The sequence below is a fragment of the Caballeronia sp. A2-2 genome, assembly GCF_057612605.2.
Genome location: NZ_CM172587.1, coordinates 1,572,986 through 1,595,762 on the forward strand (window position 1 = coordinate 1,572,986; position 22,777 = coordinate 1,595,762).

Annotated in this window: 17 protein-coding genes, 1 tRNA gene and 1 pseudogene; 10 read left to right on the forward strand and 9 right to left on the reverse strand. The window is 57.0% G+C overall.

The features are described 5' to 3' along the window. Window position 1: 1 nt before the first annotated feature. The 4 genes and pseudogenes from ACZCWR_RS07540 to ACZCWR_RS07555 all read left to right on the forward strand — a co-directional run bounded on the left by ACZCWR_RS07540 (window position 2) and on the right by ACZCWR_RS07555 (window position 2,739). A complete protein-coding gene (locus ACZCWR_RS07540; RefSeq protein ID WP_487303074.1) occupies window positions 2-985 on the forward strand; it encodes a pentapeptide repeat-containing protein in 984 nt (327 codons plus the stop codon). Between the two features lie 223 nt (window positions 986-1,208). Beyond that, window positions 1,209-1,502, forward strand: a complete 294-nt coding sequence (locus ACZCWR_RS07545) for a hypothetical protein (protein ID WP_487303075.1) — start codon at window positions 1,209-1,211, stop codon at window positions 1,500-1,502. Window positions 1,503-1,551: 49 nt separating this feature from the next. Beyond that, a pseudogene (locus ACZCWR_RS07550) lies at window positions 1,552-1,740 on the forward strand (hypothetical protein); the annotation flags it as partial. 84 nt (window positions 1,741-1,824) lie between these two features. After that, window positions 1,825-2,739, forward strand: a complete 915-nt coding sequence (locus ACZCWR_RS07555) for a hypothetical protein (protein WP_487303076.1) — start codon at window positions 1,825-1,827, stop codon at window positions 2,737-2,739. 1,155 nt (window positions 2,740-3,894) lie between these two features. On the opposite strand, the gene ACZCWR_RS07560 is transcribed toward ACZCWR_RS07555, so the two are convergent. The 3 genes from ACZCWR_RS07560 to ACZCWR_RS07570 all read right to left on the reverse strand — a co-directional run bounded on the left by ACZCWR_RS07560 (window position 3,895) and on the right by ACZCWR_RS07570 (window position 10,172). After that, the gene (locus ACZCWR_RS07560; RefSeq protein WP_487303077.1) at window positions 3,895-4,980 is read right to left on the reverse strand and encodes a porin; all 1,086 of its coding nucleotides are present in this window, start codon (window positions 4,978-4,980) and stop codon (window positions 3,895-3,897) included. A gap of 96 nt (window positions 4,981-5,076) precedes the next feature. Continuing rightward, a complete protein-coding gene (gene mgtA, locus ACZCWR_RS07565; RefSeq protein ID WP_487303078.1) occupies window positions 5,077-7,827 on the reverse strand; it encodes a magnesium-translocating P-type ATPase in 2,751 nt (916 codons plus the stop codon). Window positions 7,828-9,068: 1,241 nt separating this feature from the next. Continuing rightward, window positions 9,069-10,172: a site-specific integrase gene (locus ACZCWR_RS07570; protein WP_459908663.1), complete on the reverse strand. Its 1,104-nt coding sequence runs from the start codon at window positions 10,170-10,172 to the stop codon at window positions 9,069-9,071. Between the two features lie 214 nt (window positions 10,173-10,386). Between ACZCWR_RS07570 and ACZCWR_RS07575 the strand changes: the two genes are divergently transcribed. Further along, window positions 10,387-10,461 (forward strand) — tRNA-Arg (locus tag ACZCWR_RS07575). 15 nt (window positions 10,462-10,476) lie between these two features. Here ACZCWR_RS07575 and ACZCWR_RS07580 read toward each other — a convergent pair. Then, the gene (locus tag ACZCWR_RS07580; protein WP_487303079.1) at window positions 10,477-11,085 is read right to left on the reverse strand and encodes a class I SAM-dependent methyltransferase; all 609 of its coding nucleotides are present in this window, start codon (window positions 11,083-11,085) and stop codon (window positions 10,477-10,479) included. Between the two features lie 144 nt (window positions 11,086-11,229). On the opposite strand from ACZCWR_RS07580, the gene ACZCWR_RS07585 reads away from it, so the two are divergent. Continuing rightward, a complete protein-coding gene (locus ACZCWR_RS07585) occupies window positions 11,230-11,910 on the forward strand; it encodes a ferredoxin reductase domain-containing protein (protein WP_487303080.1) in 681 nt (226 codons plus the stop codon). A 14-nt stretch (window positions 11,911-11,924) separates the two neighbouring features. On the opposite strand, the gene ACZCWR_RS07590 is transcribed toward ACZCWR_RS07585, so the two are convergent. The 4 genes from ACZCWR_RS07590 to ACZCWR_RS07605 form a co-directional block, all read right to left on the reverse strand. Continuing rightward, entirely contained in the window at window positions 11,925-12,416 is a 492-nt protein-coding gene (locus ACZCWR_RS07590) for a GNAT family N-acetyltransferase (RefSeq protein ID WP_487303081.1), read from the reverse strand. A 1,042-nt stretch (window positions 12,417-13,458) separates the two neighbouring features. Continuing rightward, on the reverse strand, window positions 13,459-14,307 hold the full coding sequence (locus ACZCWR_RS07595) for a PDR/VanB family oxidoreductase (protein WP_487303082.1): 849 nt from the start codon (window positions 14,305-14,307) through the stop codon (window positions 13,459-13,461). 94 nt (window positions 14,308-14,401) lie between these two features. After that, on the reverse strand, window positions 14,402-15,448 hold the full coding sequence (locus ACZCWR_RS07600) for a Rieske 2Fe-2S domain-containing protein (protein WP_487303083.1): 1,047 nt from the start codon (window positions 15,446-15,448) through the stop codon (window positions 14,402-14,404). A gap of 37 nt (window positions 15,449-15,485) precedes the next feature. Further along, window positions 15,486-16,217, reverse strand: coding sequence for a GntR family transcriptional regulator (locus tag ACZCWR_RS07605; RefSeq protein ID WP_487303084.1), 732 nt, complete (start codon window positions 16,215-16,217; stop codon window positions 15,486-15,488). A gap of 200 nt (window positions 16,218-16,417) precedes the next feature. Between ACZCWR_RS07605 and ACZCWR_RS07610 the strand changes: the two genes are divergently transcribed. The 3 genes from ACZCWR_RS07610 (at window position 16,418) to ACZCWR_RS07620 (ending at window position 19,634) form a co-directional block, all read left to right on the forward strand. After that, window positions 16,418-16,774, forward strand: coding sequence for a BON domain-containing protein (locus ACZCWR_RS07610; RefSeq protein ID WP_487303085.1), 357 nt, complete (start codon window positions 16,418-16,420; stop codon window positions 16,772-16,774). A gap of 12 nt (window positions 16,775-16,786) precedes the next feature. Continuing rightward, a complete protein-coding gene (locus ACZCWR_RS07615) occupies window positions 16,787-18,337 on the forward strand; it encodes an MFS transporter (RefSeq protein ID WP_487303086.1) in 1,551 nt (516 codons plus the stop codon). 76 nt (window positions 18,338-18,413) lie between these two features. Next, window positions 18,414-19,634 (forward strand): Gfo/Idh/MocA family protein, encoded by a 1,221-nt coding sequence (locus tag ACZCWR_RS07620; protein WP_487303087.1) that lies wholly within the window; start codon window positions 18,414-18,416, stop codon window positions 19,632-19,634. An 870-nt stretch (window positions 19,635-20,504) separates the two neighbouring features. Here the strand turns inward: ACZCWR_RS07620 and ACZCWR_RS07625 are convergent. After that, complete coding sequence (locus ACZCWR_RS07625) at window positions 20,505-21,806, reverse strand: aspartate aminotransferase family protein (protein WP_487303088.1); 1,302 nt, start codon at window positions 21,804-21,806, stop codon at window positions 20,505-20,507. Window positions 21,807-21,884: 78 nt separating this feature from the next. On the opposite strand from ACZCWR_RS07625, the gene ACZCWR_RS07630 reads away from it, so the two are divergent. Then, window positions 21,885-22,769, forward strand: coding sequence for a LysR family transcriptional regulator (locus ACZCWR_RS07630; RefSeq protein WP_487303089.1), 885 nt, complete (start codon window positions 21,885-21,887; stop codon window positions 22,767-22,769). Window positions 22,770-22,777 lie beyond the last annotated feature (8 nt).

Here is a 22,777-nt window from a genome sequence, read left to right on the forward strand (position 1 = left end):
AATGGAGGCCAACGAGGCGTTCTGGATCGCTCGATGGAACAAAGGCTATGAATATAAGCATCGCCGTACCGAGAGCGCGATGCTTGAGCAGGACACCGACGAATTTCGAGACTCGCTTGTGAAGGCGGTAGCCAACGGGAAGGACTTGAGCCATATCGAACTGGGCCGAGACAAATTGAATACTGGCGCGCCGCTGTCGAGCGCGCAGTTACCCGCAGCACGTCTGGCCGATGCCTATCTCGAGGGCGCAAACCTCACCCGCGTCAATCTGCAACGCGCCGATCTGCGCGGGGCGTGCCTGGACAATGCCGATCTCGTGCAAGCGCACCTCGACGGCGCGCGTCTGGCAGGCGCGGGCTTGGTGAAGGCAAAGCTGGCCGGCGCGGTCTTGAGGGGCGTGGATCTAAGCGGAGCGAATCTGTATGGAGCGGACTTGAGCGGAGCCGATTTGAGAGACTGCAGGCTTCATGAAGCGATTGTGGATGAAGCAAATTTCGACGGAGCGATCCGCAGCGACACTGCATGGAAGCGTGGCTGTGTGGTCAAAAATCGGCGCACAGGCGCGGAGCTATTCACCACGCAGAGCGATGACCTGATGGACGAGCTGCGACAAGCGCTTGCGCAGCACAAGGATCTAAGTCACGCCGATTTGAGCGACGCGCAGCGAGGTCGAGCGCCGCTTGTCAATGCGCCGTTTGCTGGCGTTTGCCTTCGCGACGCGGATCTTACGGGCGCGAACCTGACGTGCGCCGATTTAAGCGGCGTGGACCTACGCGGTGCGATTCTGACGCGCGCCGTGCTGAACGGCGCCAATCTGAATGGTGCGTGTCTGCGCAGTGCGGATCTAACGGGTGCCGAGTTGCTCGGTGCAGATCTAGGTGGCGCAGATTTGGAAGGAGCCTGTCTGGAAAACGCAACGCTTCGCGGCGCAGACCTCGCGGGGACAAATTTGCGCGAAGCCAAGGTGAGAGGTATGGAGCGGTAGCGGTTCGTCGTTCAAGTGAAGGTAAGGAGCGGTGAGTTCGAAATCGGACCGAGCGATCGCGTGATGCAGGAATTAGTAACCGTTTGGGCGTGGTGAGTACGCGCATGCGCTTGCGCCAGAGGTGCCGGATTGTCAAAATCGGCTTGATCTCACCGGGTTCGAACCCGTCACCCGGCATCCATTGCCGGCTAACGTGCGGTGAGGTCGTTCTTGGGATATGGACATGGTCTTAAGCCGCCTGCGGGCGGCTTTTTTATGTCCATCGCAGTTTGAAAAAGCATGCGCGCTCGCTCACAAGATCGTTTTGGGAGAAGCGATGAAAGAAGAGTTTGTATCGAGTGCGGCGAAGGCGACGCCCGTAGTGGGCGGCAACTTCTGGCTATGGGTGAGTAATCACGACATCAACTGGTGGGTGGCGGTGGCGACGCTCGCCTACATCAGCGCGAGCTTCGTGTTCGCATGGCGAAAGGATCGGCGTGACCTGCGCGCGCGGGAACACAAATCAGCTCACGTTTGATTTGATCGAATAAAAATAAGGTCCCGTCTATTACCGGCAGCCGAGGCTTATTGGCAGCGAAGCCGACTGTAACAGCACGGCTGCGAAGCGCTTTTACGCGCGGGGCGCATGTCGAGCGATGAATGAGTCCGACAACAGCCGTGCGCAATGGGTGACATCGCTGGGATGCGTGTTGTCAGGCCTCGTCAAGCGGCGCATAGAGGATTGTGTGCTTACGAAAGAAACGGTAAAGCGATGATGTCCTGCAAAAACCGAAGCAGCGATATCAACAGAAGCAAATTTCCGCAATGAGTGCCTCAACCTGAATCAACTTCAGAGGGTAATGAAGATTATGAGTATTTCAACCTTGCAGGGATTTGATGTAATACTGAAAGCTTGGATTTGTTTATTTATGATTCCGCCTGCACAAGCGGAGGATTACGTAAGGGCAGGGAACGTTCACACCGTCTGGGAAGTGAATGGCGTGTCGGCTAACGCACACTTGACTAACCTTACGTTTATATTTCATATAGAAAATTCGACGCTTCAAGAGGAGGGGACCTTCTTTGCCCACCAGTTCTACTTCTCTGATTTAGATTCGAAGACGCAACTGGGTTACCTTGGGCTGCAGCCACAAAAGAACAGAGGGGGCAAGAGCTATCTGCGAGCAGTATTTTCGTCCTTCATAAGCGGGACGAGCACAAGCGACAAGAATTGCCGTCTCGGTGCGGACGGCGGAGAAGGGGTGAGCTGTGGCATCGGATTTCCGGCAGATTATGGACACGTGTATTCCATTACGATACATAAGTCAGGAATGCATAGTTGGTCTGGCGATCTCGAGGATACCAACACCGGCGAAATGATTCATATAGGAAGCTGGTCGCTGCCAGAAAGCACTGGCGATCTAAAGTCCCATGGCGAAGGGTTTGCTGAATATTACGCTTTTTACAGACCGGGCTATCCTCAGTTTGTTGTTCCGGACTGTTCGCGACTCGCGTATATCAACGTACTATTCGGCCCCGTATCTTCAACAGATTTTGGTGGGGTGGTGGGGGATGTGTCTAATTCCTATGAGTACGACACCAAAACCTGCACCAAAACGCAAAGTGGATTTTTCGCGTATTCAAAAAAAGTTCCGATTACCCTGTCGAATGGAAAAAAATTCAGTGCGAATGGACAGGTGATTATCCGAGGCTTTGTAAAAAGCATAGACGCTAGAGTTCTTCCGGCTGGTGATGCCGCTCAGTCGATCAGGTAAATGATTATGCAAATTCCGTATAAGAACTGCGTCTGCCACGGCGATTTCTCGTCAACGAAGGAAAGATTAAATGCCAGACTTTCGTTATATGCTGAATCCTAGGGAGGATTGCTAACGGAAGCGGGCCTTATCATAAGGTGGGTGGCATTCGCCGTTCGCATCGCGACTGGCGGCGCTGCCTTCAAGTACTTGACAACATCCAACTGCCAATGAGCAGGCCGCTCACGCGCGCGACAACGAGACGAACAACAAGAAGCTCGCGACGTTTTCGGAGCGAACGGCGAGGGCTGCAAGCGACGCGATCGCGGCTCACAACGAAGCGGCCGCTCGTATCTCAGCGCTCGACGAGCAATATCACTGTGAGAAGAAATTCCATGAAGCCGATAACGCGAAGATTCGCGCCGCCATCGCTGACGGCACTCGTCGAATGCGCATTTCCATTGGAGACGCGCGCTGCGGACATACTGCGGATCCAAATACCGCTGGCAGCGGCATGGGCGATGGAACCCGTCGCTACGCCGAGCTATCACCAGAGGTTTGGTAAATATCTTTTCGAAATAGCAGACGGCGCGGATGCCGATGCTCGCGCGAAAGCAGAATATTTGCAGCAGTACGTCGCCACGCTACAGCAGCGCAGGGCTTCGTGGCGAGAAGCAAGCTTTCGGTAGAGGGCTTCAAATAGCATCTGTTAAATGTCTACCGTGATAACCGAAGGAACTAAGATCGACAGTCCGAATATCATCCGGTTTACAAGCTTGATGGTTGTAGCCTGCGGCATTTTCGGTACGAACATAAAATCCACATGATTGTTCTGTTACCCTTAATAATCTAGGTAATTGGGTGGTGCCGAAGAGATCAGCGCGCATCGTGCAAGCCGAGCAATTTCGCTGAGAGCATTAGGCCGTGTTGGTCCGTGCGCTATCTCGTGGATCAGGGACAGTGCGGTACGCAGCCGAGTTAGTTCATGCATCATGGATGCGTGTTCGCTGACTCGATCGATGCGCTGGTTTTGGTGTGCATTCTTCAAGCTTTCTCTCCTTGCACGTTTATCGTCATGGAGACTGTTTCATTAAGAGAAGCACTGAAGCCCTGTCAGTGCGCGGTTAGCGACCCGAAGGGCACCCGTTCTCCCGGGACGAGCGTTTCTCGCTCTAGTTAGAATCGATGCCGGAAGCCGGCACCGACGAGCAACTGAGTTCGGCTTGTTGACGGGTTAAAACCAGCGATGAGCGCACGCGCGTCTGCCGACGCGTGTTGATAGATGACCTCAGAATAAACGTCGGTGCGCTTCGAGATGAGTCGAACTGCCTGCAGTCCACCCGCATGCCAATGATCGTTCGAGCTCTTCGTGTACGTGTACGAGCTGGCAACCGAAAGTGAAGGCGTTAACTGGAAAGTTGCGTTCACTTCGTAGTTGCTGAACTCGATAGAGGGCATCTCGCTACCGTTTTTTAAGTCGGCTATACCAACGAACGTCGATCGGGTCCATACCGCCCCAAGGGTAACATCGCCGAACAAGTAATTTACTCCGATGCCATAGCAGTTTTGCGTTTGCACCGAAGAGTCGACTATTTCATGGCGAAACGCGGGAAGAGGCGTGGCGTCATACGCACCTGCTTCACTCTTTCCCGCTCCACTAACATGCAGCCAAGCGGCACCGGCGCTCAATGAGCCGTTCTGGTAGCTAGCGCCTATTCCATACGCTCGATTGTTGGAAAAATTTCCTGCCGCATTTGAGAAGGCATAAAAGCCGCCTATTCTCCAATCGTTGGTTAATTGTTTTTCATATTTGATCGCATTGTGCGCGAGTAACGAGTTATTTGCGTTGTCGTTATCGAACGGATGCGCGAACGCAGTGCCGCCTGTGCCGCCAGTCAACGTCAAAGGAGCAAGATAATCGTGGATAGGATCGTACTGATAGCCTAACGTGACTGTCCCGATTGACTCCTTGGAAATGCCGAAGTAAAAAGGATGATCGTTGACGCTGGTTCCAGACATAACCGAGATTCCTCGTTCGATCTGGAACACCGCCTGAGTATCGCGGCCAAACTCTTCTGAACCTTTCAGCCCTACAAAGCTGCCATCGATTAGGCCACTAACGGCCTTAAGCTGGCCGCGACCACCGACATTGTTGAGCCATGCAAAGCCAGCATCCAGTTCGCCATACAGGGATACGCTGCTTTCGGCGTTAGCAGTCCGAATCATAAGAATAAGGGTGCCGATTGTCGCGCCAGCGCGCAAGATTCTTTTCCTTGAGGACATTGCTGAGTTCTCTGTCATTATTTCGTGAGGCGAGCGCATTTGCTATCGTGCTGCTCGCATCGACGTGATTGCGCTTCAGTACCAACGTCGGTAGCGGCGGATATAGACAGTCTTGACGGCTTGCGCCAGCAGCATATAAGCAACCATCGTGGCGATGAGCCACCCCCAGTAACGGTGATCAAGCGCTTGGAAGCCAAGCGCGTGTGCGAATGGAGAATACGGTAGGCAGCAAGCTAAAAAAATCGCGACAGTTGTAGAAAGCACCACAGGCAAGGCGGCCACGCTTTGAAAGAACGGGATACGTTGCGTGCGCAACATATGAACGACGAGCGTCTGCGATACAAGCCCCTCGATGAACCAGCCAGAGTTCATGATGATCTGGCCACTTCCGTTCGCGTAGTATGCGGCGCCAGCGCCGAATACTGTCCAAAGCAACCAAAAGGTCGTGATATCGAAGACGGACGAAGTAGGTCCAAACCAGATCATGAAACGGCGGATATCGCCTGCTTCCCATTTCCGAGGCTTCGCTAAAAACTCTGAGTCCATCTTGTCCCACGGCAAAAACATCTGCGACAGATCGTAGATAAGGTTCTGGATCAGCAGCTGGACGGCCAGCATTGGCTCCCAAGGGAGGAAAACGCTTGCGATAAGCACTGAGAACACGTTGCCAAAATTTGAGCTCGCTGTCATGTTTAGGTACTTGAGGATATTGCCGAACGTTTGTCTGCCCGTAATGACCCCTTGTTCTAGCACCATTAGATCCTTTTCCAGCAGGATTATGTCGGCGGTTTCCTTCGCGATATCACTGCCCGTGTCGACCGAGATCCCGACGTCTGCGTCGCGTAATGCAGCCGCATCGTTTATTCCGTCTCCGAGAAATCCCACCGTGTGTCCGTTTGCCTGGAAGGCGTTCACGACGCGAGCCTTTTGCAGCGGAGTGAGCTTTGCAAAGACGGTCGTTAGCTTGACGGCAGCATCTAACTCAGTGTCGGTCATATCTTCAATGTCACGGCCAAGCAGAGGCGTCCCTGGCTCAAGGCCAACATCGCGACACACTTTCGCTGTCACAATTGGATTGTCGCCGGTGAGCACCTTTACGCTGATTTTGTGCTCATTCAAGGCGCGGATCGCACGGGCTGCCGAATCCTTCGGCGGATCAAGGAAAGTCAGGAAACCCCGAACTACGAGTTCACGCTCGTCGCCAGCTTGAAAGTGAGTTTTAGCATCGCTTGGCGGGATCTCGCGTGTCGCGATCAACAGTACTCGATAACCTTGCTTGTTATACACCTGAGAACGAGTGAGCAACGCAGCGCGCTCAAATTGCTTAAGAGCGCGGACTCCTGAGTCTTCCTGAAAGGATGTGCAGACGTCGAGCACCTCTTCGACTGCGCCCTTGCAGACCATGAGTTGAGAACCTGCTTCGTGCTCGAGCACGACTGAAACGCGTCGGCGCTCGAAATCAAACGGTAACTCGTCCACCTTCTTGTAGTGAGTGAAGAGAGGAGATAAGCCAGACTTCTCAGCCTGCTCAACTATCGCCATGTCCATCAAATTCTTCTGGCCACGCTGATGGAAGCTATTCAGCCAAGCAAACTCCAAGATTCGGTCGTCTCGAACGCCATTTACGTTTAAATGATGTTCGAGGATGATGCGGTCTTGTGTCAGCGTGCCTGTCTTGTCGGTGCATAGTACATCCATGGCACCGAAATTCTGGACTGAATTAAGACGCTTGACCACGACCTTCCGACGGGACATCGCGATGGCTCCTTTTGCAAGGTTGGCCGAGACGATCATTGGGAGCATCTCGGGCGTGAGGCCAACCGCGACCGCCAGCGCAAACGTCAGAGCAGACAACCAATCGCCTTTTGAGATGCCATTTATCAGGAAAACTACGGGCACCATCACCAGCATAAAGCGAATCAGCAACCATGAGACGCTATTCACACCTCGGTCAAAACTGGTTTCGATACGCTTGCGGCTGATCACGCTTTTGGCGAGAGTACCGAAATACGTGTTTGCACCGGTCTCTACGATAACCGCAGTTGCGCTTCCGCTTACTACGTTCGTGCCCATGAAACAAATATTTGGAAGTTCAAGCAGATCGCGTGAGTCCTTCGAAGTACGAGTCGCCGATTTTTGCATGACGGCGCCAAGCGTGTCGTATTTCTCAACGGGTAGGGCCTCGCCCGTAAGGGCTGCCTGACTCACCAAAAAATTCCGTGAATCGATAAGGCGAACATCTGCGGGAATCATATCGCCAGCATGCAAGTCGACGATATCACCTACGACGAGACTGGACAGGAGGACCTTCCGTCTAACTGGCTTCGCTGTTTTGGAGGTTCGTCGCACGACAGTTGCAGTGCTACACACCATGGACTTTAGGCGTTCTGCCGCCCTATTTGAACGATACTCTTGGAAAAAGCGCAGAAGGCTGCTCACAGTGACCATCACCAGCAAGATAATCACGCTGTTCCAGTCGCGTTGGTCGGGCGAAGCAAAATAGACGTCCGTGCAGTAGCTGATGCCCGCGAGTACGAGCAGGATTACTACAAATGGGTTTCGGAAAGCGTAAGCTAATTGAACAATGGCGTGCGGTGCGTTGTCGTGCGCTACCTCGTTTTTGCCCTTACTATGCAAACGATCGGCAGCGTCAGATTCGATCAAGCCGTTAAGCGAACCGTTCGTATGCAGCAGCGTCACTTCAATGCTATTGAAGGCCTCGTAGGTAACACTTGATAGAAAGTCAACGGGGCGACGTGCTCGACCATTACGTAGGAATCCTCTGTTAGTCGCCTTCGCGTGATGTTTGCTCTTCTGATTTTTCATGACAAGTTTATGTGTCAGATAGGATCGCCTACCTGACACTCTGATCGTTTAAGTGTTGATTTTTGGGAAACTCGAATGGTCGTATCGCTTAGCAGGATCGAACACGGCTGCGCAACCAATTGCGCAGCCTTGCGATCACTCGGGGCTTACGGGTGCGCACGGGCCTATGAGGAAAGAGGTGCGCGAGGGGCTCGTGGCCGAATGCGAGGTTTGGTAGGAGAAGGGCGAAGTACATTAGGATGCTCCGTCCGAGCAATCGCTCGGTTTATGGTCTTAAGTCGGCTGTGGACATTCATCGGCAGTGTTCGGGCTCGATGCACGGTTGATTACAACCGCCGCGGACTACGTTTAGGCTAAAGGAGTAATGGATTGGCGCGTAAATTCAGGGTCTGACATGGTGCCTCCTTGCCTGGCTAATTCTGGCTCAAATGAAAGAGTTGCGTCCCACCGTCGGGCGCAGGCAAGTTCGCCACCCGAGCCGCAGCGGTCGGTGGGAGCATTAACGAGCGCAAATGCGCAAGCCTATGCGTTTGAGAAAAGGGTGGGTGCGAGGGAGATGCTAAAAAAGCTTTGACGCGCACCATCCTGCCTGTGTGCAGAATGGCGGCTCATTGAGTCGTGCGTTCTGCGCTCAGGCAGTCGTATCGTTCTGCGATCGACTACAGTAGGAGTCCAAGATTTGAGCCTCGGTTGTGACAGACGGACGGATGGTAATTGCGTCAAGGTAGGGCGTCAAGAAATGACGCTGAGAATCAGCCAAGTACGAGCAAGCTAAAGCGATTGAGGCAATGATTGACTATGCGGTACTTACAGTGCGCCTTTTGAGCGCTTCGCTCATTGCGCAGTGTGCACAGTTCGAGGCGTACAAAAAAGTCTCGTTTGAAGCATGGATCAGAGCAAGCGTGGCCTCGGCTTTTTCTCTGCGGGGAGGACGGTTCGCTCGGCGTCGGTGTTCTCGTCGACGCCGATCTGGCTTGATGACGGGACGACGCACCGCGATTTGGGGAAAGGCGAGAAAGTGCAAGTCACAGAGCTGAGCAAGCACCTGTCGATGCTTCTGTCACTACTGTATTGGTTGCGATCGGTTGTTCCGCTTTCCGGTGTAGCGGAAGACCCTCGCGCGCGTCATTGTCCTGAGAATTGGTGTTTATGGCGCGTTTCCGGTGGCCTGTCGCCGGATCAATAGGGCTCTAGGGATGAGGGCGTCAGAAAGCGCAAACAATGGCGGCGCGCTGGGCATGCTAGCTTGACTCCGATTTTACAATTTCAAGACGTCCTTTGCGGGCCACCTTGGCGGGGCAGAGGTTCGTGTAACGCTTTAGATTGCGCCAGTCTTTGTGACCTGTAACCGTTGCAACCTCGGGAATCTCCCACCCTGCTTCAAATAGGGCGCTCGTTGCCTCGTGTCTGAGATCATGCAGGCGGAGATCTGAGATTGACTTTGCATCGCAGGCTTGCTTGAAGTATTTGCTTGCGGTGCCTTTATCGAACCGGAAAATAAATTCGTTCTTATGCGGAGGGTGGCTAGGATCCACTGCGCGCTTTCTCGCGTATTCCTCCGGGACTGGAAAGCGCGATTGCCTCATGATGATCTCGAAAGAGTCTCCGATCAACGGCACCCATTCGTTGTTACCACTTTTTTGGCGTGGATGTTTTCGGTCTCGAACAAGAGCAAGATGCTTTTCTTCGTCGATGTCGTCCCAACGTAGCGAGAAGAGTTCGCCACGGCGAAATGCGCATTGCATCGCCACCCGCAATAGATCTGGCATCGCTTGCTCGCGCTCGGGGTGTTCGGCGAACCATTCGAAGATCTTTTCGATCTCGGCTTTCGTCGGGCGGCGCTCGCGTTTCTTGCCGGGTCCGATCAAGTGCAGATGATGCAGGGCTGGGCGAGCGGTGCCCACCGCGTCGGGCAGCACCATGTCCATCAACGAGGCTGTATGCCGCATAACCGTACCGAGCTTTGATAGATCCATGTCGATGGTGTATTCGCCGGCGCCGGCCGCTTTTCTCGCTTGGGCAAATTTGACGATGCGCTGCGTATTGAGCTGCCCGGCCAGCTCGTCGCCAAATGCGTCCGAGAGGCGCTGGAGGATGTAGTGCTCGTTTGACTTTGGGGCAATAGGACGGGCGGATTCGGAGCGGGCCTCGCGATACTTGACGATCAGCTCGCCGACGGTGATAGCGCGGGCGTCGACTGCGTTGTTCCCTTTGTCGATCGCTGTTTCTTGGTCGCGCGCCCAGGACAGCGCAGCGGATTTGGTCTTGAAGGTCTTTGTTATACTCTGCCCCCGGCGACGCACTTGCGCGCGCCAGCGGCTACCGATGTGCAGGATCGATGCCATCTTGGTGTCCTTCGGATTTGTAGCAGTGCCAGATCAGCTTTTGGGTCGAAAAGCCGATTTCGTAGCAAAATTGTAGCAAGGACGGCGGTAAATTGGGTGTCACTGCGTGTCATGGTGCTTCATTAGGAAGGAGCGCGATCAACCGGAAACGCAGACTGGGTAAGGCTTGGGCGGGATTTTGTCAGGTCTAGGTCGTCCCCCTAGTAAAGTCTATCTCCCCGTAGTTCAATGGATAGAACGAGTGCCTCCTAAGCGCTAGATGCAGGTTCGATTCCTGCCGGGGGGACCAGCATCTCGACCGATGTCAGTCACCCCTGAACGCGAGCCGCGTCCAGACCACGCCATTCTCCCGATTCGCCTCCTGAATCGATTGCCCTTCAAGCACCAGCGCGGAATGCATTCCGCATTCGCTTGCAAGCCGAATAGTTTCCTCTGCCGATACATCGAACATGCGCCGTCCTTCGGGAATCGGGCCGTGCCGCAGCGTCATCAGTACCGTGCCGCCCGAGCGTAGAAGCGTGCGCAAGGTTTGCATTGCGCGAAGGCGTTCGGGCGCGTTCAGATGCATCCACACGGCGGTCAGCATGACGAGATCGAAGAGCATATTCATCAAACGCACGGCGGCAAGCTCCGGCAGGCTGTCGTCGATCCACATAATCGATTCATGCCGCCTCTCGCCGAACTGACGAAGCTCGTCCACCGGCTCGACGGCGACAACTTCATGCCCCATGCCCGCCAGAACCGCAGCATCGCGCCCGCTGCCAGCGCCGACATCCAACACATGAGAAGGCGCGTCAGGAAGCAAATGCATGACATCCGCGTGAAGGCCATGAAACGACATCCGCTCCCACCGTTCGATCATGCGCGGCGCGTTCTCTGCATAGCCTTGGGTTCCGGGAGTATCGATCGACATGGCATCGGGAGTGCGAACGAGTGCACGTGCAGCATATCGCGAATCGGATATACGAAGCATGCGAGGGCGGGTCTTGCGAGCATCGAAGGCGCGTCCTAACCTGAATTCCACAATGATTTCAATCAGGCTGGCATCGGAGAAGACATGCGCACTAACGACGATATGATTGCAGCGGTCGTGACTCGAAAGTGGCAACTCGCTCAGGGTTATCACGCGGTCGAACTGGAAACGAAATCCCGCTCGGAACTTCCACGTTTCGATGATGGTGCCATCGTCGATCTCATGCGCGAGCATCACGATGCATCAATGAGATCGCATCCGCTATGGCGTATTCCCTCGCGCCGCGATGCGTTCATCCTCGGTGTGCGGCAACCCGATTCATCGACGTTTCATTGGGATCAAGGCGACGAAGTGCTCGTCGGCGCGCCGAGAAGCGCGGCGGTTTCCGTGCTGTCGAATACGCGTTATGTGCTGTTTTGCGCGGGCGTCGGCGTGACGGTTATCGCGGGTGTCGGCAAGCGGCTCGCGTATGCGGGCAAGCGTTTCGAGATTCACAACTTCGCGCGGACTTCCGAACGCGCCATCTTTCGTGATGAACTGGACGAGTTTCGCGGCATCGCCGAGGTGCATCACAACATCGGGCTGGATGAGGAAGCGCTGGAAAACGCGGTGTCGCTGGCAGTGAGTCCGGCGCACGCGACTTCGCAGATCATCTGCTGCGGGCCGCCGTCGTTCATGCAACTCGTGGAGCGGCACGCGCGCAAGTGGGTGTACGCAGCGAACGTGCATCGGATCGTGTTGGGTGCGAAGACGGTTGCTTCGTAAACCGAACGATTTTTTTAAGCGTGCCGGCAACCGCCTGCCGGTAGCGCTTTTTCCATGTAGAACTCGCGCTGCGTCGTGTAGAAAGGGCCGTACGTGAGCGTCGGCGTGAAGCCGCTGCGCCAGAAGAAATTCTTGGCGCGGCGCGTGGCATTGTGCGTGTTCACCAAAGCGGTGTGATAGCCGGCCGTGGACGCTTGTTCTTCCAGATACGCCAGCAGCGTCTTGCCCACGTTCGAATGTTCCGGACGGCCGTAGATGCGCGTGAGTTCCGCGACGCCGTAATCGAAGCGCCGGAACGCGCCGCATCCTACAGCGTCGCCTTCCGGCGTGCGTGCGACGAGAAACGCGCCGCGTGCCGAGCACACTTCTTCCATGAAGAAACGGGACTGTCCGCTGTTGCCCGTCGATAGCGCGAGCACCGCGCCGAGTTCGTCGAGCAAGACCCGGGCGTCGTGGCACCACGGGTCTTCGCGTTGGATGCGGAGCGTAGTCGCGATGCGGGTCATCGGGGGTCCCTTGTTTTTGGTTTGGTTTATTGCAGATTAGTCTCTGGAGCGGTCTTGCACTGTGGTCGGGGCCACAAGGGGGAGCGAATCGGGGGATGGGAGTGTTGGCCGGACCACGTAACTATCGGATTGGGTTGGGTTACGTGTTGCCGTTTTGTCGTGCGAAGCGCTGCTCTTGTTTGTTTGGCTTATTCAGTAGCCGCCTCCCCGGCGGGGGGGTAACTTTCTTTGCTGCTGCAAAGAAAGTCACCAAAGAAAGCAGCTTTTTACCCCATGCACGCTGGCTGGAGAGTGTTGGTCTGGATTAAACGATACAGTGGCCGCAATAGGACTTTCCACGCATAACTTGTCGCTTAGGCAACCTTGCGATTGCGCGCTCGAGTATTCAAGTCTTAGTGGACCGCATTCATGCTTTCGGCCATGCGCTGCGCGCGCCGAGAGCTTTAGAACGGAACCCCGCAGCCTATAAGCGCCCAGCCACTCCACGCGCCATCGCTGTATTGCTATTCGGCCCTACGTTGGTTAGTGCTCCGACTAAAGGGCAGGCGTCAACGTGACAACACTTGCCCATGCGGGTTTGAGCGTTTGAGCGCGCGTGGCAAACACGCCTTTTGTGAAAGCACTAACCAAGGTTGGGCCGAATAGCAATCTTGCGGGGACGTGTGACGTGGCTGGGCGCTTATAGGCTGCGGGATTCCGTTCTAAAGTTCTCGGCGCGCGCAGCGCATGGCCGAAAGAATGAATGCGGTCCACTAAGACTTGAATACTCGAGCGCGCAATCGCAAGGTTGCCTAAGCGGCGCGTTAAGCGTGGAAAGTCCTATTGCGGCCACTGTATCGTTAATTCAGACCACCCTTTCCAGCCAGCGTGCGGAGGGGTAAAAGCTGCTTTCTTTGGTGACTTTCTTTGCAGCAGCAAAGAAAGTTACCCCCCCGCCGGGGAGGCGGCTACTGCAATAAAAGCACAAAAACCAGCAGCCCCTTGCACCACAGAACAACAAAACCAAAACCGTCCATCAATTCAAGCGCCGCTGCCTACAACCTCAAACATCAAGCACCAACCGCGCAGACCGACTCCTCGCACAGCAAATCATCACCGTCCCACGCCGCGCGTGCTCTTCGGGTGAGCGAATCGAATCACCATGCAGCGGTTCTCCATCGAGCACTTTGGTTTCGCACGCCCCGCAGATACCTTCCTCGCAAGAATAGGGCACATCGATATCTTCGCGCAGCAGCGCTTCGAGCACCGACTCGTTTTCTCCGACCGCAATCTCCACGCCCGCGCGCTTCAACTGAACGACAAACGCGCCGGTATGCTCAAGCGGCATGCCAGCCGCCGCAGCAAACCGCTCGACATGATTACGCGCTTCAGGCCGATGCGCCGTCAACCGCGCGAATTCATCGAGCATGCGCGCCGGGCCGCAGCAATAGATATCGATGTCGTCATCCACGCCTTCGAGCACCGCGCCGAGCGTCGCCGCGTTGCGCTCCGGGCCGCGCGAATAATGCAGCGTCACGCCCGCGCGGCCTTCGAGTTCATCGCGGAACAGGGCATCGTCGGACGAACGGCACCAGTAATGCAGTTCCACATGCCGCCCGAGTTGCACGAACATCGAATAAATCGGCGTGATGCCGATACCGCCCGCCAGCAACAACACTTTGCCCGCGTCGTCCCGCGCACTCAGCGGGAAATGATTACGCGGCGTAGAAAGACGAAACATTTGCCCGACGCGGCATTCGTCATGCAAGCGTCGCGACCCACCGCGCCCGTCATGCTCACGACGCACCGCGACGACCAACCGCTCACGCCCACACAACGGCGTGATGAGCGAATACTGCCGCACCATCCCATCGTCGAACGCAATGTCGATATGCGCGCCTGCTTCAGGCATCGGCCAATCGATTTTCGTCTGCGGAATAAATTCGAACAACGAAACATCCGGCGTCGCATATCGAATGGAATAAAGCCGAGCATCGAAAGCAAGTTCAGAAGTAAGTGCCATACGTCACGCCCATGTTGCGCATCCAGGTTCGATACTTCTGCCCAAGCAGATCGCTGCGATGATGAAGCTCATGCCGCAAATCCACCGGAATACGTTCAGGCCGCTGCGTATCCACAATCGCCGCATCCTGCGCATAAACGAGGTCTTGCCGCTTGCGTACATCGGCAGGCGTGGGCATGGGATCGAAGTTCATCGCGCAGCAAATACGCACGATGCTGTGCGTTTCATCCACTTGCTGCGCCGTGAGGAACGTACAGAAACGGTCCGCCGGATTGCCTTCATGCGCGCGCGCCGGGTCCGAGATTTCCACGCGCTTCTTGAAGTACGCAACGAGCGGCCGAAGAATTTGATAAGCGTAATACGCGATCACCGGTACATTGCGCGGATCGCCATAAGGCTGCGTCACGCGAATTTCGGGCGTATGCAGCGCGCCATTAATTTCTTCGACTTCGTATGGCGGAATAGTATCGGGTGCATCGATCAAACCATTCACGCCCGCATGCACGAACGGGAAATGCGTCGGATCGACGAAATTCTCCAACGCGCGATAGCCCGAACGGAAGTGATAAGGGCCGCACGTGACCTTCGCATACGATGCATCGGTCCATTCGGGAAACACCGGCACATCATTCGCCGGCGTGCCCATGCAAACCCATATGAAGCCGTATTTTTCTTGCACGTGATGTTCGATCGCGCGCGCCTTTTTCATCGGCGTTTCATTGGGCGCGGCAGGCATCAGCACGCATTGCGCGGAGCCTGCGTAATTCCAGCCGTGATACGGGCACACCACTTTGTCATCGCAGATAAAGCCTTTGGACAAGCGCGCACCGCGATGCACGCAAAGATCTTCCCACGCATGAATGGCGCCGCTCGTCTCGCGCCAGAGCACGAGATCGCGTTCGAGCAGCGTGACGGGCACGAGCTTGCCCGCCTCGACTTCCTCACTGAAACCGACGACATGCCAGTCATTCATCAGCACGGTGTCCGTGCAGCCTTCCAGCTCCTTCGGGACGATATTGATGCGGTTCACGTTGATAACCTCGATGCGTTGAGTAATAAGTGGGGTGTCAATAAGCCATGCGCGCGGTCGCCAGCGCGACACGTTGCAGCGTGATGTGTTGAATCGCCGTGCGCGATGCGCCGATATGCGTCCTGATAAGCCTCTCCGCGCCTTCGCGATCACGTGCGATGAGCCGCGCGAGAATCGCCGAATGCTCGTCGAAGGCCGCCGCGATCCGCTGTTCGTCGATGAAATCGAGCCGCCGAATGATGCGGATGCGATCGGTAAGCTGACCGAACGTTCGCGTCATCTCGCGATTGCCCGCGAGTTCCACGAGCGTCAGATGAAAGCGTTCGTCTTGCGCTGCAACCTGTTTGCCGTCCGTGCAGCGTTCGTTTTCCGGGACCATCCAGAACGCGGTGAGCGCCGATAAATCCGGCGCGGTCTGCATCTCACACAAGCGCTGCACCGCGATCAGTTCGATGCTGGTGCGAAAGTCATACAGATCGTCGTAATGCGCGATGTCGAGCGGTTGCACTTGCCAGCTCGAATGTCCATCGAGCCGCTGAAGATAGCCTTCGTGCGCGAGCAGATGAAGAGCAAGCCTTAACGGCGTGCGCGACACGCCCAGCGCATTGGCAAGCTGTTGCTCCGAATAACGCTGTCCCGGCGTCACGCGGAACGCGGCGATATCGTCCTTCAAACGCTCATAGACTTCATTGACCAACTGCTGACGTCCACGCGTCGAAGGCAGTGCTTCACGCACCATATCGAGCGAAACCGCACCGTCGTCTTTCATCGAAACTCCTGTACGCACCACTTTTGAGCCAGAAATGCGCTTCAATTTGGATCCAAATGCAAATGCAGATTCAAATGCAAGCTCCATGCCATTCTTCCGTTTGCTTTCAGGTAAGCAAACTTCGCCTTTCGCGCAAAAATGTGACGTCTAGAATGATTCGAGGCGATGATCGATAACTCCACACACAAGAGGAGCACGAAATGAACATGAACCATTCGCTCAAACTGGCAGGCGTCGCGCTGGCTGTATTCGTATCCTTCAACGCGTATCCGCAAAGCAGCGATTCGTCCGCGACCACGCCATCTGCCAGTGCGAGCACGTCGAAATCCGCGATGCGCAAAGCCAATCGCGCACTCGGCCGCAAGGTAACGCAAGCGTTGCAGAAAGGCGGCATCGATCTGATCGGCATTAACGTGATCGCGCGCAATGGCGCGGTGACGCTCGCGGGTCATGCAGCGGATGCCTCGCAGATCGACAAGGCCACTTCCATCGCCAAAGGGGTGAGCGGCGTGAAGTCGGTGAAGAATGTCCTGACGATTCAGGAAGGCGGGCAATGACGCGCTGACATCATGGAAGATCCCGAGCGGCAGACGCTGCCGTTCCGCGAATCCTTGCTTGCGATGATCGGTATCGCGTTCGTCACGATGCTGGTCGCGCTCGATCAGACGATCGTCGGCACGGCGCTGCCGCACATCGTCGCGGAACTCAAGGGCTTCGATCTGTATGCGTGGGTCGCGACGTCCTACATGCTCGCATCCGTCATCACCATTCCGATCTTCGGGCGGCTCGGCGATCTTTACGGACGCAAGCCGTTTCTGATCGCGGCCATCGTGCTGTTCACGTCCGCTTCGGTGTTGTGCGGTCTTGCGAACAGCATGCTGTTTCTGGTGCTCGCGCGCGGCGTGCAGGGCATCGGCGGCGGCATTTTATTGGGCACCGTGTTCGCCGCCGTGGCCGATCTATTCCCCGATACGCGGTTGCGCTTGCGCTGGCTGGTGCTCGTCACGTCGAGCTTCGGCATCGCCAATGTGATCGGTCCGACGCTCGGCGGCATGCTCACGCAGATGCACGGCTGGCGGCTCGTGTTCTTTGTCAACGTGCCGGTGGGCATCGTCGCGTTTATCTTCGTGCGATTGTTCGTGCCGAACGTGCGTCATGTGAAAACGCGTGAACGCATACAACTCGACTGGCTCGGCGCGTGCGTCGTCGCGGTAACGTTCGGCGCGCTGCAATTGCTGATCGAAGTGCTGCCGCGCGAAGGCGTGAGCGTGACGACCATTCTGCTATCGGTGATCGCGCTCGCGTTCGGCATCACGCTGTACTTCTGGGAACGTCGCATGGGTTATCCCATTGTTCCCGTCGATGTTTTGCTCGACCGCAAGCTCATCGCGTTGTTTGCAATTTCGGTGCTTGGCGGCTTTGCGTTGTTCTCGATGGTGTTCTACATTCCGCTCTTGTTTCAGGGCGGTTTCGGCATGTCGCCGCACGAGTCGGGCATGCTCATCACGCCGCTTCTGCTCGGTACGACCGTGGGTAGCGTGCTGAACAATCGCATGGTCACGCGCATGCGGCGCGCGAACCATCTCATGCATGTGGGCTTCGCGCTGTGCGTGGTGGGATGCCTCGCGCTCGTCTCGCTCAACGGACACGAACGGCATGCGGTATGGATGGCGTGCATGGCCGCGAGCGGGCTCGGCCTTGGTCTGGTCGCGACGAATCTGACCATTTGCTCGCAGCAGATCGTCGGACGCGAGCAGATCGGCGCGGTGACGGCGCTGCTGCAATCGCTGCGCATTTTCGGCGGCATGCTCGGCACCGCGATCACCGGCGCGCTGCTCGGGCATTTGTATGCGGGCAATGTGCATCGCTCGCTCGATGCGTATCAGGCCACGCAATGGCTCAAGTCGTTCGCCAGTCCCGATTTGCTGGTGGATCGCGCGGAGCAGTCCGCGTTGATCGAACGGCTCGTGAGCGCAGGACAATCCGGCGACATGATGATGCGTTCCGCGCGCGAAGCACTGGTGACGTCGATTCACGCCGGGCTCGTGGTGGCGGCGCTGGCGGCGTTCGTTGGATTGTGTCTCGTGTGGTTCGTGCGTGCGGTGAGAGTGCGTTCGTGAGTGCACGGGCATCGAATTTGCGGAAATGAATGAGGTGTTGCTTCGCCCGATATTCATTTCGATGGAGAACGCTTTCATGTCCGCAAAAGATCACGCTCCCTTTTCCGTGACCGGTCCCGGCACGCCCGGCGGTCCGACGCTTCCCGCTTCGGGACAATGGCAAGCGCCCGCCGCAATCGACACGGGCGTGGTGAAGGACGGCAAGGTCGCGTTCGGCAACTGGCGCGGCGAGGCGGACAAACCTTCGCCGCCGCCGCCCGCGCTTTCATTGCCGGATAAGCGCGTGGGCTTCGCGGTCGTCGGATTGGGGCGGCTTGCGCTCGAACAGATTTTGCCCGCGTTCGTCAGCAGCAAGCATGCGCGTGTGACGGCGCTCGTGTCCGGTTCGCCCGAGAAGGCGCGCACGGTGGCCGCGCAATACGGTATCGATGAAAGCGCTATTTATGGTTATGAAGACATCTCGCGCCTTGCCGATAACGCTGATGTGCAGGCTGTCTATATCGTCACGCCGAATGGTTTGCATCCGCAACACGTGAGCGCCGCAGCACAAGCGGGCAAACACGTTCTTTGCGAGAAACCGATGGCCAACACTGCCGCCGAAGCCCGCCAGATGATCGATGCATGTAAGGCCGCGCGCGTCAAACTGATGATCGCTTATCGATGCCAGTTCGAGGTCTTCAACAGCGCGGCGGCGCGCATCGTGAGGTCGGGCGAATTGGGGCGTCCGCGCATCATCGAGGCGACCAATGCGCAGGCGCAGGGCGCGGCGGAACAATGGCGTCTGCGTGCCGCGATGGCAGGTGGCGGCGCGTTGCCGGACATCGGTTTGTATTGCCTGAATGGCGTGCGTCATGTGCTGGGCGAGGAACCCATCGAGGTTTATGCGCAGATTGTCAATCCGCCGGATGATGCGCGTTACGAGCAGGTCGAGGAAACGATGGCGTTCATGTTGCGTTTTCCTTCTGGCGCGATTGCTAACTGTGCGGCGAGTTATGGCGCGCATGAATCGAAGGACATGCGTATTCGGTTGGAGAGCGGCTGGATCGATATCGAGAACGCGTTTGCTTATAAGGGGCAGCGGATGCGTATCGCGAAGCGAAGGGACGACTTCGAACTTGTTGAGGAGATGCGGCTGGATTTCAAGGATCAGTTCATGCTGGAGATCGATCACTTCGCGGAGTGTGTGCGTGATGATCGTGAGGCGGATACGCCGGGGGAGGAAGGGTTGCGGGATCAGGTGTTGATGGAGGCGCTTTATCAGTCGGCGAGGGAAGGGCGGGGGGTGCGGGTGGTTTGATTTTGCGGGGAAGGGGCTGCTCTTGTTTGTTTGATTTATTCAGTAGCCGCCTCCCCGGCGGGGGGGTAACTTTCTTTGCTGCTGCAAAGAAAGTCACCAAAGAAAGCAGCTTTTTACCCCATGCACGATGGCTGGAGAGGGTTGGTCTGGATTAACCGATGCAGTGGCCGCGTTAGGACGTCCCGCGCATAACAAGCCGCTTAGGCAACCTCGCGATTTCGCGCTCGAATGTTCAAGTCTAGGTGGACCGCATTCATTCAATCGGCCATGCGCTGCGCGCGCCGAGAACGTAAGAACGGAATCCCGCAGCCTATAAGTGCCCAGCCACCCCACGCGCCATCGCTATATTGCTATTCGGCCCTACGTTCGTTAGTGCTCCGACTAAAAGGCAAACGCCAACATGACACCACTTGCCGACGCGAGTTAAGCCTTCGAGCTTGCGCCTTTCGCTCAGGCACTAACCAAGGTAGGGCCGAATAGCAATCTTGCGGGGAGGTTTGATGTGGCTGGGCGCTTACAGGCTGCGGGATTCGGTTCTAAAGCTCTCGGCGCGCGTAGCGCATAGCCGAAAGAATGAATGCGGTCCACTAAAGCTAAAAGATTCGAGCGCGAAATCGCTAGGTTGCCTAAGCGGCTCGTGATTCGTGGCAAGTCCTATTGCGGCCACTGCATCCGTTAATCCAGACCAACCCTCTCCAGCCATCGTGCATGGTGTAAAAAGCTGCTTTCTTTGGTGACTTTCTTTGCAGCAGCAAAGAAAGTTACCCCCCCGCCGGGGAGGCGGCTACTGAATAAACCAAACAAACAAGAGAGGCCCTTTGCACGACAGAACGCTGCCGTCCACAAGTAACACGCGCCCTCACATCCGCGTCAAACCACCCGCGCAATCGCCTGATCCAACAACCCCAACCCCAAATCAATCTCCTCCTCACTCACAGTAAGCGGCGGCGCAATACGAAACACCCCGCCCATCCCCGGCAACTGCACGATATTCATGCTCAATCCCAGCTTCATACACTCGCGCGTGATCTTCGCGCCGAGCCCATCGGCGGGATCCTTGGTGCGCCGGTCCTTGACGATCTCAACGCCGAGCAACAGCCCGCGCCCGCGCACATCGCCGATGCATTCGTGACGCTCCATCAGACCGAGCAACCCGCGCCGCAGCCGCTCGCTCATCACATTCGCACGCGCGACGAGACCATCGCGCTGAACCACATCGAGCACGCGCAGGCCGACCGCGGCAGGCAACGGATCGGACACATGCGTGGTATAGAAAAGATAGCCAAGTTCATGCGCGCGTTCCTCGATCTGCGCCGACGTGACGATGGCCGCAAGCGGCAGCCCCGCGCCCAGCGTCTTCGATAACGTGAGGATGTCGGGCGTCACCCCGTCGCGCTGGCAGGCGAACATCGTGCCCGTCCGGCCGATGCCCGTCTGCGCTTCGTCGAGAATCAGCAGCATGCCGCGCTCCTCGCACTTGCGCTTGAGCGCCGCCATATAACCATCCGGCAATTCGATGATGCCGCCCGAACTCAAAATAGGCTCCGCGATAAACGCCGCGAGCTTGCCGCAAGATTGACGATCGACGAGATCGAAACCGTAGTCCAGTTCCGCCAGATAGTCGTACTTGCCGTTGCGCTCGAAGGTGCCGCGATAGGTGAACGGCGCGTTGATCGCGAAAGATCCCGCCGCCGCCGGACCCACGCCCTTGCGTCCCGCGCTGTACGTGGCGGACGCCGCCGCGCCCGTCATGCCATGCCACGACTGCGCGAAGCCGACGATCTCATGACCGCCCGTGACGAGCTTCGCCATGCGAATGGCTGCTTCGTTCGATTCCGCGCCCGTGCTCAGCAACAGCGCGCGGTCGAGCCCTTCCGGCGTGATCTCGGCGAGCCGCGTCGCCAGATCGACCACGGGCCGCGAAAGCATGCCGCTGAACAAATGATCGAGCTTGCCCGCATATTCGTTGATGACCGCGACGATATCCGGATGGCTATGCCCGAGCAGCGAACTCATCTGGCCTGAGGTGAAGTCGAGGATCGCGCGGCCGTCCGCGTCGTACACGAAGCTGCCCTGCGCGCGCTCGATGATCGCCGGCTCGAAGGTCGCGCCGTAGCGGATCAGATGGTGTCTCGCGTTGTGCCAAAAACTTGCGTCGTCGTTTCGGGACATCGTGCCGCTCCTCGCGAATCCGTGGGATGAGCTTGCAGTCTAGACGCTCCTCTGTTTTGATAGAAACGAATACTTCTTATGCGAGCCAGCAGGAGGGCTAATACCTTGGGTCTGTCGCTGGATGTGGATTTGCTGCGTTCCTTCGTCGCCATCGCGAATGCGCGCTCGCTGAGCCGCGCCGCCGGGCGCATCGGGCGGACGCAATCGGCGCTGAGTCAACAGATTCGGCGGCTCGAAGAAATCGTCGATCAGCCGTTGTTTCAGCGGACCGGGCGCGGCGTGGTGCTGACGAATCCGGGCGAGCGTTTGCTGGTCCACGCGCAACGCATTCTCCGTCTGCATGACGAAGCGATGGCCGATCTCTGCGGCAAGAGTTTGTCGGGCAGCATCCGTTTCGGGTGTCCTGACGATTACGCCGCCGTGTTTCTGCCGTCGCTGCTGAAGCGCTTTTCGAGCCTGCATCCGCAAGCGCTGGTGGAAGTGCTGTGCGCGCCGACGCCGCGCCTCGTCGAGCAACTGGACAAACGTGCCGTCGATCTCGCGATGATCTCGCTACCCGATGCATCTCCCGACGATGACGTCATCCGCCGCGAACCGCTAGTCTGGATCGGCTCGGCGGGCCTGCAATCCGCGCATTTCGATCCGCTGCCGCTCGCGCTCTCCGATCCCGACACGCTCGATCATCGCGCCGCGTGCGATGCGCTGGAGCGGGCGGGGCGCGCGTATCGCATCGCGTATGCAAGCAGCAGTCTGTCGGGGCTGATTGCGGTGGTGCGCTCGGGTCAGGCGTTCGCGGTTATCACGCGCACGGCTGTGCCCGCCGATCTGCAAGTGCTCGATGCCGATCCTGATTTGCCTTCGCTGCCGGCTGTGGGCATCACGCTGAAGATTGCGCGGGCAAGGCCTTCGGCGTTGACGGCGGCGTTTGCGGCGCATATTCGGGGGATGTTGCCGGTGCTTTGAAGGTGATC